The organism is Hymenobacter mucosus, from assembly GCF_900188255.1.
Classification (GTDB): Bacteria; Bacteroidota; Bacteroidia; order Cytophagales; family Hymenobacteraceae; genus Hymenobacter; species Hymenobacter mucosus.
This window is the reverse complement of the sequence record NZ_FZNS01000006.1, coordinates 339,247-359,331: the sequence shown is the minus strand read 5'-3', so window position 1 is coordinate 359,331 and position 20,085 is coordinate 339,247. Positions and strand designations below refer to the sequence as shown.

General features: G+C 49.4%; 19 protein-coding genes. 9 read left to right on the top strand and 10 right to left on the bottom strand.

Features of this window, described 5'->3' with window-relative positions; all coding sequences use genetic code 11:
* Positions 1 to 47: 47 nt before the first annotated feature.
* On the bottom strand, positions 48 to 1,436 hold the full coding sequence (gene glmM / locus CHB83_RS16180; RefSeq protein WP_045689593.1) for a phosphoglucosamine mutase: 1,389 nt from the start codon (positions 1,434 to 1,436) through the stop codon (positions 48 to 50).
* A 166-nt stretch (positions 1,437 to 1,602) separates the two neighbouring features.
* On the opposite strand from glmM, the gene mazG reads away from it, so the two are divergent.
* The 9 genes from mazG (at position 1,603) to CHB83_RS16140 (ending at position 9,804) form a co-directional block, all read left to right on the top strand.
* Positions 1,603 to 2,442, top strand: a complete 840-nt coding sequence (gene mazG / locus CHB83_RS16175) for a nucleoside triphosphate pyrophosphohydrolase (RefSeq protein WP_045689592.1) — start codon at positions 1,603 to 1,605, stop codon at positions 2,440 to 2,442.
* 260 nt (positions 2,443 to 2,702) lie between these two features.
* Positions 2,703 to 3,584, top strand: a complete 882-nt coding sequence (locus CHB83_RS16170) for a MotA/TolQ/ExbB proton channel family protein (protein ID WP_045689591.1) — start codon at positions 2,703 to 2,705, stop codon at positions 3,582 to 3,584.
* A gap of 70 nt (positions 3,585 to 3,654) precedes the next feature.
* Complete coding sequence (locus tag CHB83_RS16165; protein ID WP_089333346.1) at positions 3,655 to 4,284, top strand: ExbD/TolR family protein; 630 nt, start codon at positions 3,655 to 3,657, stop codon at positions 4,282 to 4,284.
* 11 nt (positions 4,285 to 4,295) lie between these two features.
* Entirely contained in the window at positions 4,296 to 4,817 is a 522-nt protein-coding gene (locus CHB83_RS16160) for an ExbD/TolR family protein (protein WP_045689589.1), read from the top strand.
* Positions 4,814 to 5,644 (top strand): energy transducer TonB, encoded by an 831-nt coding sequence (locus CHB83_RS16155; protein WP_245855374.1) that lies wholly within the window; start codon positions 4,814 to 4,816, stop codon positions 5,642 to 5,644. Before CHB83_RS16160 ends, CHB83_RS16155 begins: the two co-directional genes overlap by 4 nt.
* 218 nt (positions 5,645 to 5,862) lie before the next feature.
* Positions 5,863 to 6,684, top strand: a complete 822-nt coding sequence (locus CHB83_RS16150) for an energy transducer TonB (RefSeq protein WP_045690476.1) — start codon at positions 5,863 to 5,865, stop codon at positions 6,682 to 6,684.
* A gap of 212 nt (positions 6,685 to 6,896) precedes the next feature.
* Positions 6,897 to 7,151, top strand: a complete 255-nt coding sequence (locus tag CHB83_RS23570; protein WP_143437159.1) for a hypothetical protein — start codon at positions 6,897 to 6,899, stop codon at positions 7,149 to 7,151.
* Positions 7,135 to 8,136 (top strand): PstS family phosphate ABC transporter substrate-binding protein, encoded by a 1,002-nt coding sequence (locus tag CHB83_RS16145; RefSeq protein WP_045687171.1) that lies wholly within the window; start codon positions 7,135 to 7,137, stop codon positions 8,134 to 8,136. Before CHB83_RS23570 ends, CHB83_RS16145 begins: the two co-directional genes overlap by 17 nt.
* A 48-nt stretch (positions 8,137 to 8,184) precedes the next feature.
* A complete protein-coding gene (locus tag CHB83_RS16140) occupies positions 8,185 to 9,804 on the top strand; it encodes a tetratricopeptide repeat protein (protein ID WP_089333344.1) in 1,620 nt (539 codons plus the stop codon).
* A 70-nt stretch (positions 9,805 to 9,874) separates the two neighbouring features.
* Here CHB83_RS16140 and CHB83_RS16135 read toward each other — a convergent pair whose 3' ends face one another.
* From CHB83_RS16135 to CHB83_RS16095, 9 genes are all read right to left on the bottom strand, one after another.
* Positions 9,875 to 10,945 (bottom strand): RluA family pseudouridine synthase, encoded by a 1,071-nt coding sequence (locus tag CHB83_RS16135; RefSeq protein ID WP_089333343.1) that lies wholly within the window; start codon positions 10,943 to 10,945, stop codon positions 9,875 to 9,877.
* 110 nt (positions 10,946 to 11,055) lie between these two features.
* A complete protein-coding gene (locus CHB83_RS16130; protein WP_245855373.1) occupies positions 11,056 to 11,685 on the bottom strand; it encodes an OmpH family outer membrane protein in 630 nt (209 codons plus the stop codon).
* 45 nt (positions 11,686 to 11,730) lie between these two features.
* Complete coding sequence (locus CHB83_RS16125) at positions 11,731 to 12,399, bottom strand: OmpH family outer membrane protein (RefSeq protein ID WP_089333341.1); 669 nt, start codon at positions 12,397 to 12,399, stop codon at positions 11,731 to 11,733.
* Between the two features lie 36 nt (positions 12,400 to 12,435).
* Entirely contained in the window at positions 12,436 to 14,961 is a 2,526-nt protein-coding gene (gene bamA, locus CHB83_RS16120; protein WP_055562812.1) for an outer membrane protein assembly factor BamA, read from the bottom strand.
* 9 nt (positions 14,962 to 14,970) lie between these two features.
* Positions 14,971 to 15,717: an isoprenyl transferase gene (locus CHB83_RS16115; protein ID WP_045687176.1), complete on the bottom strand. Its 747-nt coding sequence runs from the start codon at positions 15,715 to 15,717 to the stop codon at positions 14,971 to 14,973.
* A 153-nt stretch (positions 15,718 to 15,870) separates the two neighbouring features.
* On the bottom strand, positions 15,871 to 16,620 hold the full coding sequence (gene porG / locus CHB83_RS16110) for a type IX secretion system protein PorG (RefSeq protein ID WP_089333340.1): 750 nt from the start codon (positions 16,618 to 16,620) through the stop codon (positions 15,871 to 15,873).
* A gap of 42 nt (positions 16,621 to 16,662) precedes the next feature.
* Positions 16,663 to 17,565 (bottom strand): DUF6089 family protein, encoded by a 903-nt coding sequence (locus CHB83_RS24145; protein ID WP_045689839.1) that lies wholly within the window; start codon positions 17,563 to 17,565, stop codon positions 16,663 to 16,665.
* Positions 17,566 to 17,690: 125 nt separating this feature from the next.
* A complete protein-coding gene (locus CHB83_RS16100; protein ID WP_089333339.1) occupies positions 17,691 to 18,584 on the bottom strand; it encodes an NAD kinase in 894 nt (297 codons plus the stop codon).
* Positions 18,585 to 18,620: 36 nt separating this feature from the next.
* On the bottom strand, positions 18,621 to 20,063 hold the full coding sequence (locus CHB83_RS16095; protein WP_143437156.1) for a BamA/TamA family outer membrane protein: 1,443 nt from the start codon (positions 20,061 to 20,063) through the stop codon (positions 18,621 to 18,623).
* Positions 20,064 to 20,085: the final 22 nt, after the last annotated feature.

Sequence of the window (20,085 nt, the reverse complement as noted above, 5' to 3'; positions counted from 1 at the left end):
TCATTAGCACTTTAATGACAACTAAGCGGGTGCAAAGTGGTTTTGCCTTACTGGTTGATAATTTCTTTTATGTCGCCAATTATTTTATTAGCTAAATGGTCGGCCGTAGCGTTAGAGTCTGATTCAGCATAGATGCGAATGATAGGCTCGGTGTTAGACTTGCGTAGGTGCACCCATTCTTTATCGAACTCAATCTTAACACCGTCTACCGTATTGATTGGCTGCTTGGCGTAGCGCTCTTGCATCCGTACCAGCACCGTATCGGTGTTAATTTCCGGCGTGAGTTCAATCTTATTTTTGGAGATGAAGTAGTTCGGGTACGAAGCCCGCAACCGCGTCATTGTTAGTCCACTTTTCGCCAAGTGGCTCAGGAAAAGCGCAATTCCTACCAACGAGTCACGTCCGTAGTGAAGCTCGGGGTATATGATGCCCCCGTTACCCTCACCACCAATTACGGCGTTGGTTTCCTTCATCTTGTTCACCACGTTTACCTCTCCAACGGCAGCGGCGGCGTAGCTTCCCCCGTGCTTCTCGGTTACATCACGCAGGGCACGAGTACTGCTCAGGTTGCTAACCGTGTTGCCGCCTCCATTCTGCTGCAACACATAGTCGGACACGGCCACTAGCGTATACTCTTCTCCAAACATAGTACCGTCTTCGTTCACCAACGCCAAACGATCCACATCAGGATCTACTACGATACCCACGTCAAAGGAGCCTTTCTCCAGCACTCGGGCAATATCACGCAGATTTTCTGGTAGCGGCTCAGGGTTGTGAGCAAAATCACCGGTAGGCTCGCAAAACAGTTTTTCAATAATCTCTACGCCCAACTGCTCTAGAAGCATAGGTACAGCAAAGCCGCCTGTAGAATTCACAGCATCTACTACTACCCGGAAGTTACGAGCACGAATAGCTTCTTTGTCTACCAAAGGCAGGGCCAGGATAGCATCGATATGCTGCTGTAAGAAGGCGTCGTCCGTTGAGTATTTGCCTAGCTTCGTTACGGGAGCAAATACAAACGACTCCGAATCACCTAAAGCAAGCACTTGCTTGCCATCTTCATCAGAAATAAACTCTCCAACGCTGTTAAGAAGCTTCAGCGCATTCCACTGTTTTGGGTTGTGCGAAGCAGTCAGGATAATGCCGCCACCAGCATTCTTAGCTGGCACCGCCATTTCTACTGTTGGGGTAGTGCTCAGGCCAAGGTCAATAACGTTGATGCCTAGTCCTTGCAGAGTTGCCGACACTAGACGGCTTACCATATCGCCGGACAGACGTGCGTCGCGCCCAATAACGATGGTATTATTCTGCGTTTTAGACAACACCCACGTACCAAAGGCAGCCGCGTATTTAACCACGTCTAGGGGGGTCAAGCCGTCACCAGCCGCGCCACCTATCGTGCCTCGTATGCCCGAAATAGATTTGATTAATGCCACAGTTTTGATCAGAGTTGGAGTGCACAAAAGTAGGCAAACCCCCCTGCTTTCCCTACGAAAGTTGCGTCCCATATGATGAAGTCCTAACTTTAGTTTCCTACGTACCGACAGTGGTAGTTGGGAGAGTAGTTCGCATATCCGCTAGGACACCCGTATATTTGAGATAATGGAATATACAAGTGCTTCTCGGCGAGCTGAGCAGTTAGCTGCTTTCGGACGCCTTCTTGATGTGTTGGACCGCCTCCGGGCCGAATGCCCCTGGGATCGAAAACAGACTATGGAGAGCTTGCGCCACCTCACCATAGAAGAAACCTACGAACTCAGTGATGCTATTCTGCGCAAGGACCTGCCAGACGTTCAGAAGGAACTAGGCGATGTGATGTTACATCTAACCTTCTACGCTAAGATAGCAAGCGAGCAGGGCGCTTTTGATATTGCGGATGCGTTGAACGCTCAGTGTGAAAAGCTAATCTTCCGCCATCCTCACATTTATAGCGATGTAAAAGCTGAAACCGAGGATGACGTAAAGCGCAATTGGGAACAACTAAAGCTTCGTGAAAAGGGTACTACGTCCGTATTAGGCGGGGTCCCCGTTTCCTTACCCGCTTTAGTTAAAGCGATGCGCGTGCAAGAGAAAGCACGTGGCGCAGGCTTTGATTGGGAAAAGCCCGAACAAGTCTGGGAAAAGGTACAAGAGGAACTAGAAGAGTTCCGAGTTGAGTTTGCGGTTCAGGAACCCAACCAAATTGAGCAGGAGCGCGCCACCGCCGAGTTCGGAGACCTACTGTTTTCACTGGTCAATTTTGCTCGTCACGCCGGTATCAACCCGGAAGAAGCACTCGAAAGAACCAACCGAAAGTTTATCCAACGTTTTCAATACTTGGAAACTGCATCTGCACAGGATGGTCATCGTCTTCAGGATTTATCCCTCGCTCAAATGGACCAATACTGGGAAGAAGCCAAATCAATCCAAGTTTCGTCTGAGTCCTCAAACAGCGAGAAATAGCCTTTTTAAAGGACTCGAATTGGTTTAAAGCGTTTAAAGCCATTTTTCATTTGGCGGCACACAGGTTTTTACTTAGGTTTGCCAAGGCTAGCCCCACTTTTGGAACAGGCCCCGCGCACGAGCAGACCCACGTTATTTATGGCCTACCAGCCAGCGTGTGGGTGAGCGGGGCTTCTCTGTCTTTGATGGCTAGATCAATTGTTCACTTTTTTACATTCAACTTCAACCTTTCACCAACAACCCACTAATTCTCCGGAACAATGGAACAAAAGAATGCCATAAACAAGCCCGCGGCTCGGCCCGCTGCTGCTGCTGCGCCGAAAGGCGAAGCTAAGGGTGGTGGTTCATCCTCGTTTGCCGTTATCGCCATCCTCGCGGCGTTCATTGTCAGCGTCCTCATTTTCATCTTCGTACTAGGAGATGGCAGCCACTTCCAAGGTGGTAACCACGACAACAACCCAGTATCTGGTGACTACTTCGGTGTAGTGTACAAAGGTGGTCCGGTAGTACCCGTACTGATGACAATGTTCCTGTGCGTGTTCATCTTCTCGATTGAGCGTGCCCTCACTATCAGCCGTGCCAAAGGTTCGAAGAGCATCGAAAGCTTCGTTCGCACCATCCGTCAGAAGCTGAATGTAAACGACATCACCGGTGCTATTGCTACCTGTGACCAGCAGAAAGGTTCCGTTGCTAACGTAGTACGCGCTGGCCTGTTGAAATACCAAGAGATGTCGCGTGAGCGCAACATGGAGAAAGACCAGAAAATCTTGGCTATTCAGAAGGAGATTGAAGAATCAACTGCTCTGGAACTGCCTATGCTGGAGAAGAACCTCGTTATTATCTCTACCCTGGCTTCGGTAGCTACCCTGACTGGTCTGATCGGTACGGTACTTGGTATGATCAAGGCCTTCTCGGCTCTGGCACAAGGTGGCGCTCCTGACGCAGTAGGTCTGGCTAACGGTATTTCGGAAGCACTGATCAACACGGCACTGGGTATCGGTACTTCGGCTCTTGCCATCGTAGCGTATAACTTCTTCACGAGCAAGATTGACGAGTTGACCTACAGCATCGACGAAGCTGGCTTCAGCATCATTCAGACCTTCGCTGCTCAACACGGCGAAACCGAACACCACGCTGCTTAATTTCTGGCAGCCAGTGCACTAAAGCACAGGTTTATTCGTTTCTGAATCACGCTCATTAATTACACCAGCAATGCCCAAAGTAAAGCCTCATAGAACATCGCCGTCGTTGGATATGACTCCGATGGTAGACTTGGCCTTCCTGCTGGTGACTTTCTTCATGCTCACCACCAAGTTTGCCCCAGAAGAGGCAGTGGTGGTAGATACGCCAACTTCCACTTCGGAAATTCGCCTTCCTGAATCGCACGTAATTACCATTGCTGTTGATAAGGACAAGCGCGTATTCTTTGGGGTAGATGATGACGCTATCAAAGCAGATTTGCTGACGCAGGTTGGAGCCAAATACGGAGTGAGTTTCACTGCCGCTCAGGTTCAAGCCTTCAAAGGTGTTGCTTCGAGCTTTGGTACCCCTATCGAAAAGCTACCTGCTCTCCTTAGCTTGGATAGCGAACAGCGCAAATTGGTTAAGCAAGAAGGCATTCCTGCTGACTCTGCTAACAACCAGTTTATCGAATGGGTACAAACTGCTCAGTCACTCAGCCGCAAATCCGCCTATGGTAAGCCCGCTTACGTTGCTATCAAAGGTGACGGCACTGCTGACGTACCAACGGTGAGGAAAGTCATCAAACTGATGCAGGATAAGAACATTAACCGGTTCAACCTGATTACCGACCTGGAAACAAAACCAGTAGCTGGTAACTAACCCGCACAGCCATGGCAGAAATACAACAGTCAGCCGACTCCGGTAAAGGAGGTAAGAAGCGGGCCAAAAAAATGTCGACCAAAATCGACATGACACCTATGGTGGACTTGGCCTTCCTGCTGCTCACCTTCTTTATGCTCACGACCACCTTCAGCAAGCCAACCGTAATGGAAGTGGCCATGCCGGTGAAACCGAAGCCAAACGATCCGGAGCCCCCAGCAATTAAGGCATCAAACGCTTTGACTCTGCTCTTAGGTGAAGGCAACAAGATTTATTACTACGATGGTTTGCTGAGTGGCACAACTAAGCCAGAGCTAAAGCTTTCTAATTACGGCGCCGATGGCATCCGTAAAGTGTTGCTGCAGCACCGAAGCAATCCTGATCTGGTAGTTCTGATCAAGCCGGACGACAAGTCAGAGTACAAGAATATGGTCGATATCTTCGACGAGATGAACATCACCGAAACGAAAAAGTACGCGTTGGTGGACATCACGAAGCCTGACCAGGAACTGATTAAATCTTCTGGATTATGATGGACAACGCACAGTTGGCCAACGCTTCCCTCGATGACATCGTCTTCGAAGGTCGCAACAAGGCCTATGGAGCCTACGTAATCCGGCGGGTATATGGCAAGCACGTAACCCGAGCAGTACTTATTGCCGTTGCTGTCTTTGCTCTTCTCATTGCCTTTCCACTTGTGGCGCGCATGATGAAGAAAGAAGAAGTGGTAGTGGAGGATAAGATGCTAAAGGTGAATACGCTTGAGGCACCTCCGCTGGATGCTACAAAGCCGCCACCCCCACCCCCGCCGCCGCCAGACGCGCCGCCACCACCTCCACCAAAGCTCACCACGGTTAAATTTGTCCCTCCTGTTATCAAGAAGGATGAAGAAGTACCAAAGCAGGAAGAGATTCCTGACCAAGAGGAGCTGAAGGATAAGGTAGTTGCTAACGAAACTGTAAAAGGCAACACGGATAACCCTGCTGATTTGGCTGGTTTGGAGCCTGGTGAAGGCACCAAAGCAGTAGAAGAAGTAGTAGAGACAAAGCCTTATCAATACGTAGAGCAGATGCCTGTATTCCCAGGTGGTCAAGAAGCTCTTCTCGGCTACATCGGCAAGAATATTAAGTATCCTGCCATGGCCCTGCGCAATCAGGTGGAAGGCCGCGTATTTATCAAGTTCGTAGTAGGTGCCGATGGTAGCGTAACTGGTGCTACAATTGAAAAAGGCATTGGCGCTGGTTGCGACGAAGAGGCTCTTCGCGTAATTAAGAACCTGCCTAAGTTCACGCCTGGCAAACAAAATGGTCGTGCTGTACCAGTATACTTTACTGTTCCAGTAACCTTCGCTATCAAATAGTACTGCCATAAACTTCGGTTTATAGCCTTTAAACCCCGGATTAAGCAATTGCTTGATCCGGGGTTTTATTTTATAACATATATATAGTCAGCACGCATACTATTCTATTTAGGCACATCGTTTACTAGTTGAAAGCCACCTAATAAGGATGAGTTGAGGATGAGTTGGCTTGGGGAATATATCGTTGGCACCATTGTTCACTTTATTCTTTATATCCTATGACCACAACACCGCACACCTCCATCTTACCCTCCTTAGACGATATCGTTTTTGAGGGACGTAACAAAGCTTACGGGGCATATGTGTTACGCCGTGTGTACGGAGAACACATGAGGAAAGCGCTAATGTTAGCCATTGCGTTAGCAGCCCTGTTGATCAGCATTCCAATGGCAGTCCGGTATTTCTTTCCACCATTGGTCGTTGTACCTGAGATTCCGTTAGTACCGCCTACTACCGTGCTTACTGATGTGCATATAGCGGACCCGGTTACTACACCACCAGCTGCCCGGCCCATAGCTGTGGTGCAACCGCCGAAGGATGTTGCTCCTCAGATTCTACCTGATGAATTAGTAAAACCCGACACAAAACCTGTAGAAGTCATTACTAACAACGACGCCACTCCAGGGACAACCGTTGGCCCAATTGCAGGTGAGGCCGTCGATGCTGGAGTTCTGGGTGGTACCGGTAAGGATACGTCTGCGAAAGTGGCGGAGCCAGCCGTAACGAAACCATTCCTTCATGTGGAAGAAATGCCAGATTTTATTGGCGGCCAAGCGGCTCTGGTAAAGTATCTGCAACGCAACCTAAAATATCCATCCAATGCTCTTCGAGAAGGAGTATCTGGCCGTGTCTTTGTTGCATTTACTGTTAACTCCGACGGTAGTATTGCTGATGTAGAGATCTTAAAGGGCTTGGGCTATGGTACCGAGGAGGAAGCCGCTCGTGTAATTAAAGCTATGCCTTCTTGGAAACCAGGTCGGCAAAACAACCGTGCAGTGCCAGTACGTTACACCTTACCTATCACTTTTCACTACGAATAGGTAGTTGTGGCAGGTAGTAAAAGCTACTACCTGTATCATCTAGTTGTTTTTGCTAAAGCCAAAAAATAGTCGGTTTATGCTAAACCGACTATTTTTTGGCTTTTTTTGTGGCAATAATGTGATGCGCATCACGTTGTCATCTGCTACTTAGCTGAACAAATTGATTAGCTTCCGTTGTTTGCTCAGTATCAACTCATTCCTGTTGCATACTCATGCTTAATCTCACGCCCACCGAAGAAAGATTAAATCAGCCTTCTAAACAGCGTTTCTCACACTACTTCATGCTTGTCATGTCAGTAGTATATTGCGGACTGGGTATTTTCTTTTGGACGGATGCAGCCAGTGCATTAACAATATCTAGCACCAAGCGTCAATTATTAGGTTTGGTCTTCGTGTTTTACGGAATTGTTAGATTTGTCCGCACCTATCAGCACCATTTTCGCAAACGTAATGACGATGCACGCTAACATCCGGTTCGCCGGCGCTTTCCTTCTGCTCAGTGGAGTATTGGCCAGCTGTGGGAATGGCAACAGCTCTACTAGTCCTGACTCTACTGATACCACGACTAGTGGCACCATTAATATTAGCGTAGATGAGACGTTTGCGCCAATTATTACTTCCCAGGTTGACACCTTCGAGAAACTGTACCCAAGTGCCCATTTACAGGCTGCTTACAAGCCAGAGGGCGATGCTATTCAGGACCTGCTCACTGATAAGGCCCGACTAGCTATTGTACCGCGGGAGCTGAGCGAAACGGAGCGCAATGTATTTAAGCGCATCAATCTGGAGCCTCGCAGCATTAAGATTGGCACGGATGGTTTAGCTATTATTCTGCATCCTTCTAATCCTGATACTTTGCTCACCGTCGCGCAGCTGCGTGATATATTTACCGGCAAGACAGCCGAATGGACCCAGGTAAGCGGCAAAAAGAAACTTGGAACCATTCGGGTGGTGTTTGACAATAATAATTCCAGTACCACTCGTTTCGTACAGGACTCTGTAACACGCGGAGCCGCCCTTACAAAACAGGCTTTTGCAGCAAAATCGAACCCAGCCTTGCTAGATTACGTTGCTACCCATCCAGACGCTATTGGCGTTGTGGGCGTAAACTGGATCAGCGACCGGGATGACGCAACTGTTGAAAAGTTCTTAGAACGGGTCAATGTTGCTGCTTTAAGCGCCCGAGCAAGTGGTTCAACTCCTGAAGACTATGTTCAGCCTTATCAGGGCAACCTAGCCTACAAGAAGCCTGAACTGTTGAAGGCTCATCCCGATTTGCGTAACTACCCGTTACGGCGCGACTTGTACGTCATTAGCCGCGAAGCTCGGGCTGGCCTTGGCACTGGTTTTGCCTCTTTTGCAGCTGGCAATAATGGTCAGTTGATCATTCAAAAGTCGGGGCTCATGCCTGCCAACGTGCAGGTTCGCCTGATCGAGACTACAACGCGTTAAGCACTTTACTCCTTTCCCTTTCACCTGTATTCACCAAACCTTTTGCTCATGAACCTCAAGCCCTGGAAGCTTACGCTCCTCGCTGCTTTGTCAGTTTCCGGCACTGCCGCTCTTGCTCAGAATACTACGGGTGCCCAAAAATCCATCGACCTGGAGCGCTACAGCGAAGCCCGTGCTTCGTTGCTTAAGCAAGGCTCTTCGCCAGAAGCCTCTTATGAATTAGGCCGCCTCTACCAGATGCGAGACATGCCTGATTCGGCTGCGTATTATTTCAATCGTATTCCGCTCAACCAGAAAGACGCAACCTCTTTGGTAGCTGCTGGCCGTGCCGCCTTAGCACAAGGCAAAACGGCTGAAGCTGAAGCGCAGTTTGATAATGCTGTAAAAGCGTCGAAAGGCAAGAATGCGCAGGTGTATACAATGATTGCGCAGGCTTATGCGGAGTCAGATGTAAAAGACATCACGAAGGCCCTTACCTACGTGGATGCAGCCCAAAAGCTCAACAAGAGCGGCAAGGATGATCCGGCGTTGATGATTGCTCGTGGTGACATCTACCTGAAATCAGAAACGGGTGGTGGTGAAGCCATGAACAGCTACGAGCGTGCTACGCTTGCTGACCCAAACAACGTGAAAGCATACGTGCGTAAAGGTCAGTTGAATATGCGTGCTCGTACTTACAACGAGGCCAAGACCAACTTTGATAAAGCTATCAGCCTTGATCCGAATTATGCTCCTGCGTACAACGCTCTAGCGGAGACGTACTACTTCGCTGGACGTTACGACGACGCTCTGGCGCAATTCCAGAAGTACTCTTCGCTGGCTGAGAAGTCGCCTACTACTGATGCCAAGTATGCATCCTTCCTGTACCTCACTAAGAAATATCCTGAGGCACTAGTAGAAGTAGACAAGGTTCTTGCTAGCAACCCCAACGATCTGACCATGAATCGTCTGAAGGCTTATACCTTGTATGAGACTGGTAAGAACGATGAGGCACTGGCGGCTATGCAAAAATACATGCAGGTTGCTAGCGCTAGCAACAAGGTGATTACCGAAGACAACGTGTACTACGGTAAGATGCTGATCAAAGGTGGTAAAACCAGTGAAGGTGCAGCCATCATCAAGAAGGCCATTGATTCTGATCCGAAGAAGGCTGCTGAACTGCAGAACGAACTGGCACAGGCTTACTTGGCAGCCAAAGATTACCCCAATGCCATTGCCACCTATCGTGCTAAGATGACAGCTAACAAAGGTGGTGAACTGACGGACAAGGTATACTTAGGCCGTGCGTATGAGATGAACGGTCAGTTTGTTCAGGCTGATAGCTTGTACAGCTTAGTAGTGACTGAGCGTCCAACCTACGTACCTGGTTACCAGATGCGTGCCCGTGCTAACGCCAACATCGATAAAGACTCAAAGCAAGGCCTCGCCAAGGCTCACTACGAGAAATATATTGAGGTTGCTAGCGGCGCTGATGCAGCTAAGTACAAGTCAGGTCTGATCGAGGCTAACAAGTATCTTGGTTCGTACTACTACGTGACCAAGAATGACAAGGCAGCCTCTTTGCCCTACTGGCAGCAGGTATTGGCTCTTGACCCAGCCGACCAGCAAGCTAAAACTGCCGTAGCTGAGATTACGAAGCCTAAGACTGCTACTGTAAAGCGCAAGTAATAGAGTTTCAATTATACAGAAAAGGCCCGCTACATATGGTAGCGGGCCTTTTCTGTTTATACCGTTTGATTTATTCTGCATACTGCTCCCACTTAGCCAGCAAGGCCTCAAAATCTGCGGGAAGCTCTACCTCAAAATGCAGGTGCTCGTGGGTAGTTGGGTGTACAAACCCTAATGACTTTGCATGTAGTGCTTGGCGTGGCATCATTGCCAGAGCGCTTTCCGCAAAGCTTTTGTACGCTCCAGTGCGCTGACCATATACTATTTTATCACCACCATATGTAGCATCACCGAATAGTGGGTGACCGATGTGCTTCATATGAGCTCGGATTTGATGGGTTCGGCCCGTCTCAAGATTACACTTCAGGAGAGCTACTTTCCCGAATGAGCGTAGGACCTGGTAGTGCGTAACAGCATGCTTGCCTTGCTCGCCGTCAGGATACACAGCTTGTACCTTACGGTCCTTTACGCTTCGTCCTATATGGCCTCTAATTGTGCCCGACGTTTCTTTGGGCACGCCCCATACCAGTGCCAAATACGTACGCTCAATAGTATGGTGAAAGAACTGCTGGGACAGATGAGTCATTGCCCATTCCGTCTTTCCAACTACTAGTAACCCAGACGTGTCCTTATCAATACGATGGACTAGCCCAGGCCTAATTTCGCCGTTACGGCCAGTGGGTAAGTTATTGAGATGGTAAGCCAGCCCATTCACTAAAGTTCCGTTCCAGTTTCCGAAAGCAGGATGCACGACCAATCCTGCGGGCTTATTCACAAGTAGAAGCTCACTGTCCTCAAACCGAATATCCAAGGCCATGGGTTCGGGCACAACTTTGAACTCGCGGGGAGGCTCCGGCAGTGTTATAGTAATAACATCTAACGGCTTAACCCTGTAATTAGACTTAGCTGGCCGATCATTCACTTGCACAGCCTCGGCCCGAATGGCATTTTGAATGCGAGTGCGGGAAGTACTAGGCAGCCGGTTTAGCAGAAACTTATCTAGCCGGAGTAGCTCTTGACCCTTATCTGCTCGAATGCGGTGATGCTCATACAGCTCGTCTCCTTCATCTCCCTCCTCTAGTGCATCAGCCGTTGAGGGCACTTGGTCGTCTTCGTCTTGAGGCGTGTGATTTTCCTCCATGGGCACGGGCTACAGGTAGTCGTTTATTATAGCAAAACAGCCGAGGCGTATGCCCCGGCTGTTTTGTATTCAAAAGAAGTGTATATATAGCGCTAGACAAGCGCCGTCAATTACTTCTTGGTTTTAGTCTTAGTCTTTGAAGGAGCAGCGGGAGTAGATGCTGGTGCGGCAGCAGGAGTTGTTACCTTAGCTGCTGCTTGTGCGGCACCAGGAGTGATACCCATTTTCTTGAGGATAAGATCCGACACGTCACCTTCTTTGGGGCCGTGTAGTAGTACAGGGCTAGCACCGTCTGAATTCAAGATGTAGGTGTAGCCATTTTCGTCAGCTACGGCATCAATCGTCTTCTGGAGCTTATCCAAGGCTGGCTTCAGCAAAGTCTGCTGCTTCTGCTGCAACGACAGTTCAGCGTTCTGCTGAAACTCCTGAATTGACTGCTGCAAATTTTGCAGCTCTTTTTCCTTATCGGCTTTCACCACTTCTGTCATGGTGCTTTGAGCCTTTACATAAGCTTCGCCTTTCGTACGATACTCGTTACCCTTGGCATCAAGCTGATTCTTTAGCTGCGTGCTGTAGTCCTTCAGCTGAGACTCAATCTGCTTGCTTTCGGGCATCTGGCTCAGCACATATTCTACGCTGGTGTAGCCAATTTTCAGCGGTGCGGCGGTCTGAGCCATAGAAGCCGTAGCCGTGGTGAAAGTAAGGGCGGCAGCAGCCAGCGCAACGCGAAATTTGTTCATGGTGGTCATCAAAAGGTAAATCGTCAGAGAGTTAGATGCACAAAGTTAATTTTTTCGGCTAGCTGGCCGAGCCGACGTCTTAGTACGCGTCGGAGCAGCTTCTTCAGCTGTACCTTCTTCTACCCCTGCCGGGGCGGTAGGAGTGGTTACAGTTCTCACTGCACCTTTTTGTGCGGGTTGGTTGCGGTCTTCTGAAGCCAAGCCTAACTCCTCCAGAACAAACTCCGTGTAATCGTGCACAGGGTTCGTATAGAGCATGGTCAGGTCACCAGACTTGTCGAATACAATAGCCAACTGCTTTTTCTTGGCTACCTTCTCAATAGCCTCAAATACTTGGTCCTGCACCGGCTTAGTTAGCTCCTGGCGCTTTTTGAAGAGTTGACCCTCGAAGCCGAAAATCTTGTTCTGGTAGGCTTTAATGTCCTGTTCCTTCTTCAGAATCTCGTCTTGACGTTTCTTCTTCATTGGCTCCGTTAGAACCACTTCCTCGGCCTGATAATTCCGGTACAGTTTATCAAGGTCTCTTTTCTGTGACTCAATGTCCTTCTGCCAGTTACCCGACAAGGTATTGAGTTCCTGCTGAGCCTGTGCGTAGGCAGGCAGCTTACTCATGATAAACTCGGAATCAACGTAGCCGAACTTCTGAGCATTTGCGGCGGTGGCCGTGAAACCAAGCAGCAATGCTGCCATCATCCACGTTATTAACTTCTGCATGTGAGTGAAGATAAGGTAACCACCGGCCCGCCGAACTTAGCGAATCTGCTGACCGATGATAAAGTGGAACATGCCTTTCTGCTGGTTCTGTCCAGACGTATAGATCGGCACTTTGTCAAAGCCCCAGCCGTAGTCGAAGCCTAGCAAACCAAATGCCGACATAAAGATACGCGCGCCGAAGCCAGCTGAACGGTACAACTTGTAAGGGTTGTAATCAGTGTAGCGTTCAAAAGCATTACCTGCCTCTGCAAAGCTTAGAACATAGACAGTTGCAGCAGGGTTCAAGCTCACAGGATAACGCATTTCCATTACGAACTTGTTATACACTACCCCGCCATTGGAGCCACTACGGGCCGTCGGGATAGGTGCACTATCGTCGCTACCTGGGTCAGCATAGCCGCGCAGACCTACGTACTCAGTACCCACCAAGAAGTTGGAAGCACCACCAGCACCCAAGCCAGAGCCACCTAGTTTAAATCGCTCGAAGGGACCTATCTGGCGGCTGCTGTTGTAGCTGCCAATGAAGCCAAAGTGGGCCCGTGTGTTGAGTACCAACTTTCCTACCACCGGTGAGAACCAGGAGGCATCGAACATCCACTTGTGGAATTCTACCCACTCATTCACATTCGGATGCGAACCGGGGAACAGAGAGTAGGGAGGCGTCAAGTTTACGCTCAACGATACGGAAGAGCCACGACGCGTAAACGTTGGGTTATCAATGCTGTTGCGCGACAGCGTAGTGTTGAACGTGAAGTTATTTGCGTTACCGTTGGTAAAACCTTCGAAGATGTTATAGTTCTGCAGCTTGTACTGACTGTACGACAGTGAGTTACTCAACGTGAAGTAGTCGTCTGGCCACCGCAGGCGGCGACCCAAGCTTACTGAAGCGCTGTTTACCTTGATAGACTGGCCTGTTTCGGGGTCGAAGTTGGTACCCAAGCGCTGGATACTCTTATTTAGGCTGAAGGAGAAGGAGTTCGGCTTGCGACCACCTAGCCACGGCTCTGTGAAAGAGAACGAATACGCTTGGTACTGCAACCCGTTTGCTTGCACGTTAAGGGCCAAGCGCTGCCCATCACCAGCCGGAACAGGCGTCCAGTTACGTAAACTACTGGCTTTGCGCAACGAGAAGTTGTTGAATACTAAGCCTACGGTACCAATAAAGCCAGCGTAACCACCCCAACCACCCGACAGGGTAATTTGGTCAGAAGGCTTCTCTTCAACCGTATAGTTGATATCTACCGTCCCATCTGCCTGATTCGGCACTGGGTTGAGGCCAATCTTTTCTGGGTCAAAATACCCCAGGGTTGCAATTTCCCGTTGGCTACGGATTAGGTTCTCACGGCTGAACTTATCCCCTGGTAAGGTGTATAGTGCACGACGAACTACGTGGTCCGACGTTTTTGTATTGCCAGCAATGTTTATTTCCTTGATGCGTGCCTGTACCCCTTCCGTGATGCGCATCTCAATATCAATTGAGTCGCCCTCCACTTTGGTTTCAACGGGCTCAATCTGAAAGAAGAGGTAGCCATCGTTCATATAGAGCGAGGTCACGTCTTGGCCCGTTGGGTTATAGTTCAGGCGCTTATCAAGCGTCTCCTTGCTATACACGCTACCTGGCTGAATTGCCAGCACCGATGCCAGAGTCTTGTCGTCATAGAGATAATTGCCGTTCCACGTGATGCGACGGAAGTAATACTTCGGTCCTTCATCAACGCGCACATTCAGCACTAGCCCTTTATCATCGCGCACCAGCGAATCCGACACCACTGTTGCATCCCGGTAGCCTTGGCTATTATAGAAGTCGATGAGCTTCTTCTTGTCTTCTTCAAACTCTGTGCGCTGGAACTTGCCCGAGTTGAATAGCTTCGGAAATTTCTTCTCCTTCGTCTTTTTGAATTTACCCTTGAGCTTACCGTCTGAGAAAGCTTCATTGCCTTCGAATACGATATCGTGGATCCGGACCTTTTGACCTTTGTCCACGTTGATCTTTAGCACAACGCTGTTGGACAGAGAGGAATCTGGCAGTTGGGTTATGCTAACCTTTGCATCCAGGAAACCCTTGTTGGTATAAAACTTCCGTACCTGGGTTTTCGTATTGTTCAACAGGGCATCCGTCACCACTTTGCCCCGAATGAGCTTGATCTTATTTTTCAAGTCATCAGCCTGGCCCTTGCCAATGCCTGAGAACTCGAATTTTGACAAGCGAGGGCGCTCCTTGAGGTTGAAATCAAGGAAAATGCGAGAACCCTCGACGTGGTCGATGCTCACGCTCACGTCCCCTAGAATACCTTGGTCCCACAAACGGCGAATTGCTTTACCAATTTCTTCACCGGGAATACTAATTGGGTCGCCAACTTTCAACCCTGTTAGCCCAATTAGCGTATTTGAGTCAAGGTAACGTGCACCGCTGATGCTAATTCCTCCTAGGGTGTACCGTTGAGGCTCTGCCCCGGGTGTAGCAGCCGGAGAAGTCTGTGCGTGAGCCACACCACTGATTCCTCCACCTAAGGTAAGGGTGACAGCAAGGGCCCGAAGAAACGTATTATAGGAAGAACTCATTCTGTGCGGTTACGAAACGGTTAGCTGCTCACTGGTTTTTCCAAAACGTCGCTCCCGCCGCTGGTAAGCGTGGATGGCGTCATAGAAATGCTCTCGACGGAAATCGGGCCACAGCAAGTCCGTGATAAATAGTTCGGTGTAGGCCAGTTGCCACAGCAAGAAATTACTGATGCGCTGCTCCCCGCTAGTTCGGATGAGCAACTCAGGGTCGGGCATGCCGGCTGTAGCAAGAAAGCCCGTGATAGTTTGCTCAGTTACCTGATCTGGTGCTAGTCGACCAGCTGCTACTTCAGTGGCAAGCTTTTGCGCCGCTTGGGTTAAATCCCAACGCCCACTGTAACTCAACGCCAAAACGAGAGTCATGCGAGAGCCATTTTTGGTAAGCTCCATCGACTCAGCTAGCTCCCGTTGGCAAGAGGCAGGCAAGCTGTCAATCTGCCCGATAGCTTGCAAACGAATATCGTTTTTCAGCAGGGTAGCTGTTTCCTGTCGAATGGTATGCACCAATAGCTGCATCAGCGCCATTACCTCATGAGCTGGTCGTGACCAGTTCTCAGTAGAGAAGGCATAGAGAGTAAGGTAGCGCACACCTATTTCAGCAGCAGCTTCTACCGTCTCCCGCACGGCCGTAATGGCGCTCTGGTGACCAAAGATGCGTAAACCACCTTTTTGCTTAGCCCACCGACCATTACCGTCCATGATGACGGCTACGTGCGCGGGAATGTTCTGGGAGTCAATGTCGGACCGGGCGGCCATTAGTACTTTTTGCGTAAAGAGGCTGCAAGTTACGCAAATGGTTGCATTCGTTCTTGCCTGCTTTTCAACGGTTATACCACAGCGCAGATTGCAAGGGGGACTCCAAAATATTTTGGAGTCCCCCTTGCAATCTGCGCTGTGGTGTAGACAATGCTACTTCTTACTAGGCTTTGTGTTATCTGGGCACACAATCTTGTAAAACGTATACGATACGCTTATGCCATTATAGAAATACCAATCCTGGTCATGCCTATTTCCCAAAAGATCAGTTTGTCCCCGGCTTTTCCCGTCTATATGGTCAAGGTCATCAGTAAACGTTTTACGTGCACCAGCTTCTACTCCTAAATTCCAATGGGTAGATACCGCGTACTTAATACCTACACCGGCCGGAATAGCTAAGCTCAAGACTGACTCCTTTCGGTCTAGTTGGGGATTGGCAGCACTTCTTGTTTGTGTATTGGCGAAGAAGCCTGCCAAACCAACAAATACATAAGGAGTGAAGTGGACCTTATCTTTTCTGTTGTGGTAGTCGAAGAAGTTATATTCCATAGCTCCCGACAACTCCAACAAACTACCCTTCATATTAGCCTGCCGGTAAGTTGACAAAGGCGGGGTAGTACCATTTATATCCTTGACGTTCCCATCATCCGCCCGCAGTAGTCCACCCATAAGCCCTCCACGTAGGGTAATAGGGCCTGATATATCTTTGCGGTAGAATGCGGTAAGGGCAGGCCGGTTATTCTTGAACTGATAGTGAGGGGACAGTTCTCCCTTGTAATTTAATCCACCTATCCCTACTCCTACTTCACTGGTAGTCTGAGCAGCAAGAGAGTGTACAAAAAAAACACTCCCCGCTTGCCCAAGGCAAACAAGGAGTGTTTTAAGGAGATTCGAATTCGTCATCAGGCTAGCTGTTTGTTGAATTAGACAGCCAGTTGCTGCTGGCTATCGGAATTTGGGGGTTGCCACTCGCGTGGGCAAGATGTAGTTTACAGAAACACCTAGGGTTGTGTACCAGTCTTTTTCCGAGCTATGACCACGTACTTCACCACCTTGGTTAGACTTGTTGTACGTTCCAGCAAGTTCACGCGTGATGTCCCAGCCAAAGTAGCGAGAAGCACCTTCGGGTAGAACGTTGGCGTTAGCTACATAATTGCCGCTAACATCGTCCAAGTAATCCGTAAAGGTTTTACGGAAACCCAACTCGATGCCTACATCAAACGAACGATTGAGCTTGTAGCGTGCACCAGCACCAAAAGGAATTACAATTTGTGTTAGGCTGTAGGCTTCCGATTGGCCTTCCGTCCGGAGCGACTGCAGTGCAATGTAAGAACCTTCGCTAACACCGTTGCTGTTTGCGCCTACCAGGCCTTTAGGGTTGTGGTGAATTACACCCACACCACCGAACAAGTACGGCACGAAGTCAGGACGACGGATATAGTTGTTACGGTTTTCGATAAGGTCGAACATACCCACTGCTGACAACTCGAGGATATCGTTGCGGAAGTTCATGTTCCGGTTGTAACGGAACTTGTATTCTGGATCATTCTGATCCGCAGCTTTCGAGTCATCACCGGTAATGCGGCCGTATGCAAGAGCAGCACGGGCCGAAATACGGGGAGTAAAGCGGCGGGTGAACGACAGGCCCAAGTTGGGGCGGCTAGCGCCAACACGTAGGCTAGGGATGCTAGGTTTCGGCGTAATATCACCGAAGTAGTTCATTGCGTTCAGGCTAACACCAACGGAGTTATACTGCTTACGCTTGCTAAATTGTTGAGCACTCGCCTCCGTCGCTACCAGCGCGAGGACCAGTAGCGTGGCCAAAGTGTAAGTGAAGAGTTGCTTCATATCGAGCGAGAGTTAGGAATATCGAAGGAGTTGCAGTGCAAAAATCGTGCGGACATAGTCGCAGTCAGTAACAAAAGTAGAGGTTGAGGGGAACTAAAAAAACATTTAGTTGAAAATCTATATTATCAAATAGGTATTCCAGCAGGGTTCCTCCGATCTAGCCCCCAATTCAACTTACTGCGCAAGGTACTCAGGAAGTTGACGTGGTTAAGTTTCACCAGACGGGCATTGAAATTTTCTCGGCGAACGGCAATTTGAACGTTTGCTTCCACGGTTACAGATCGAGAATCAAGGGAGAGCAAAAAATTATTGCTACGCCCTTCTATTTCGAAAGAAATAACACTTTTATCGGAAACAATCAGGGGCCGTACGTTCAGATTGTGGGGGCATACGGGAGCAATAATGAAATTGTTTGTTTGCGGCAACATTACGGGCCCGCCACAACTCAGTGAATACCCGGTTGAGCCTGTAGGGGTAGACACAATCAGGCCATCCGCCCAGTAGGAGTTTAAGTATTCGCCGTCGATGTACGTGTGAACGACAATCATGGACGAAGTATCTCGCTTCAGAATACTGAACTCGTTGAGCCCGAAGTTGATAGAACCAAAAGAATCAGGGTCAGTATCCACTCGGATAAGGCTTCTGTCTTCTAGTACAAAATGTCCTTTGAACAGAGCATCAATGGCCGGGGCTATTTTATCGGGCGCAATAGTAGCTAAAAATCCTAATCGTCCAGTATTGATACCAAGAATGGGAATTTGCAGGCTACCAACGTAGGTAACGGTATCGAGCAAAGTACCATCACCCCCGATACTTAATACAAATTTCACATCCTCAAGCGAGTCGCCACGCCGAAAAGTCGCAATGTTGCCAGGTAGCGTGATGTGCTGATCTAAGTAGGTATGGAATGACTCCACAATGAGAACTTCCGTCTGCCGCTGCACCAAGTCATCGATAAGCTGCTGCAAGAAGGGGGCAAGCGCTTCATCGAAAGGCTTGCCCAAAATGGCTATTTTCATAATAAGACTGTATCCCTGAGCCTAGTCCAGAACAGGTCAGATCGGAAAATCGGTGCGGAAGAAGAGGCCGTTCTGCCCTTCAACGTTGCGAGCTGCTTCTACGGTAAATACCCAGTCGTAGTAGGTTACCACGTGCAAGCCTAGCCCAAGAGCTGCAAGTGGCCGGTTAGGTAGCGTATTACCCATAGTAGCCGCAGGGTTCCGTACGTATCCTGCGTCAACAAAGGTATTTAAATACAGCACTAGCGGGATACTATTGATTTTAGGGTTGCTTATCCCATGCAAACGGAATCTGCCCGCATCGAAGAGCCTGTAGGATACCCCTTGTTGTACTAGCGCATAATGGCGCCCATCAATTACATAGGCATCATATCCTCTAACCAGCCTATCATATCCTAAAGCCCGATTATCAGCGTATCCGATGCGGCGCCCCAACCGAGCCTGCCCTGTTATACCCATGCTATAGTAAAAGGAGCCTCCAAGGGCAGCATAGCGGGCATAACGCGCCCGCAGGGTAACAATGCTGGGGCTTCCATTCGTCAGGAATGAACGATAGGCAATGCCAACCTCGGCGTATCGCCCTGTGAGTGGGTAGGCAAAGGTGTTGCGCTGATTAAGGATGCTGCTTAGGCTGAATTCTAGGTACTCGCGCTTGGGTCCGCCTAGGTAGTAGGTTGGGTTGCGGCGGTGTACTGAATCAGATATTTGTTCTCGGTGGTATGATACGTCGAAGGCAGTGCGGTGCTGTACCGTACGACGCCAGCGGATACCCGCTGTGGTGTACAGACGCTGAATAGGAAACCCTACATCCTGGCGAAAATTGACTAACCGATTGTCAAGCGTTTGGTAGTCTAAGGCATGGCTTTGGTAGAACGAGGCCCCTACTCCTACCCCAATACGCCGGCGGCGGCCGTAGCCGGGCGCTTCGTAAAACAGTTCGTACTTTCTATTGAAGCCCAGCTGAACATTCGCTAGCACTTGCTCATTTCGGCCTCGAAAGTTGCGGCGTACTACGTGCACGCCATAATCTATTCGTCGCCACCGGTCGGAGCGGTCGAGCCAAGAACGATAGTTACGGTCAGCCAGAGAGAATATGGGTATCGGAAATGTATACCAGCGCTCCTGCATACTATACAGGATGCTCAACTCCCCGTTTCGGCATACTGCCTGCACCAATACTTGATGAAAAAGCTGCAGGTTAAATATGCGGCGGCGGTTGGCTTCTAAGCGTTTCCCTAATGACGCCGCTGCTAGCGTATCTCCCTCATGGAAGTCTAATTCTGCTCGCAATACCTGCTCTTTCGTCACTTTATTGCCCACAAACAGAATGGTTCCTACTCGTAGCGCGGTGTACTCCGGGCACTGAACTTGAATCAGACTGTCAGTAGTAGCTCGGCGCAACGAATCGGGCGGGGCAACACCAGCCCGCGACGACAAAGGATACCAGCTCAGCAGCATCGTTAGCAGACAAGCTAGCACTTGATATGAGGACGAGAGTAGT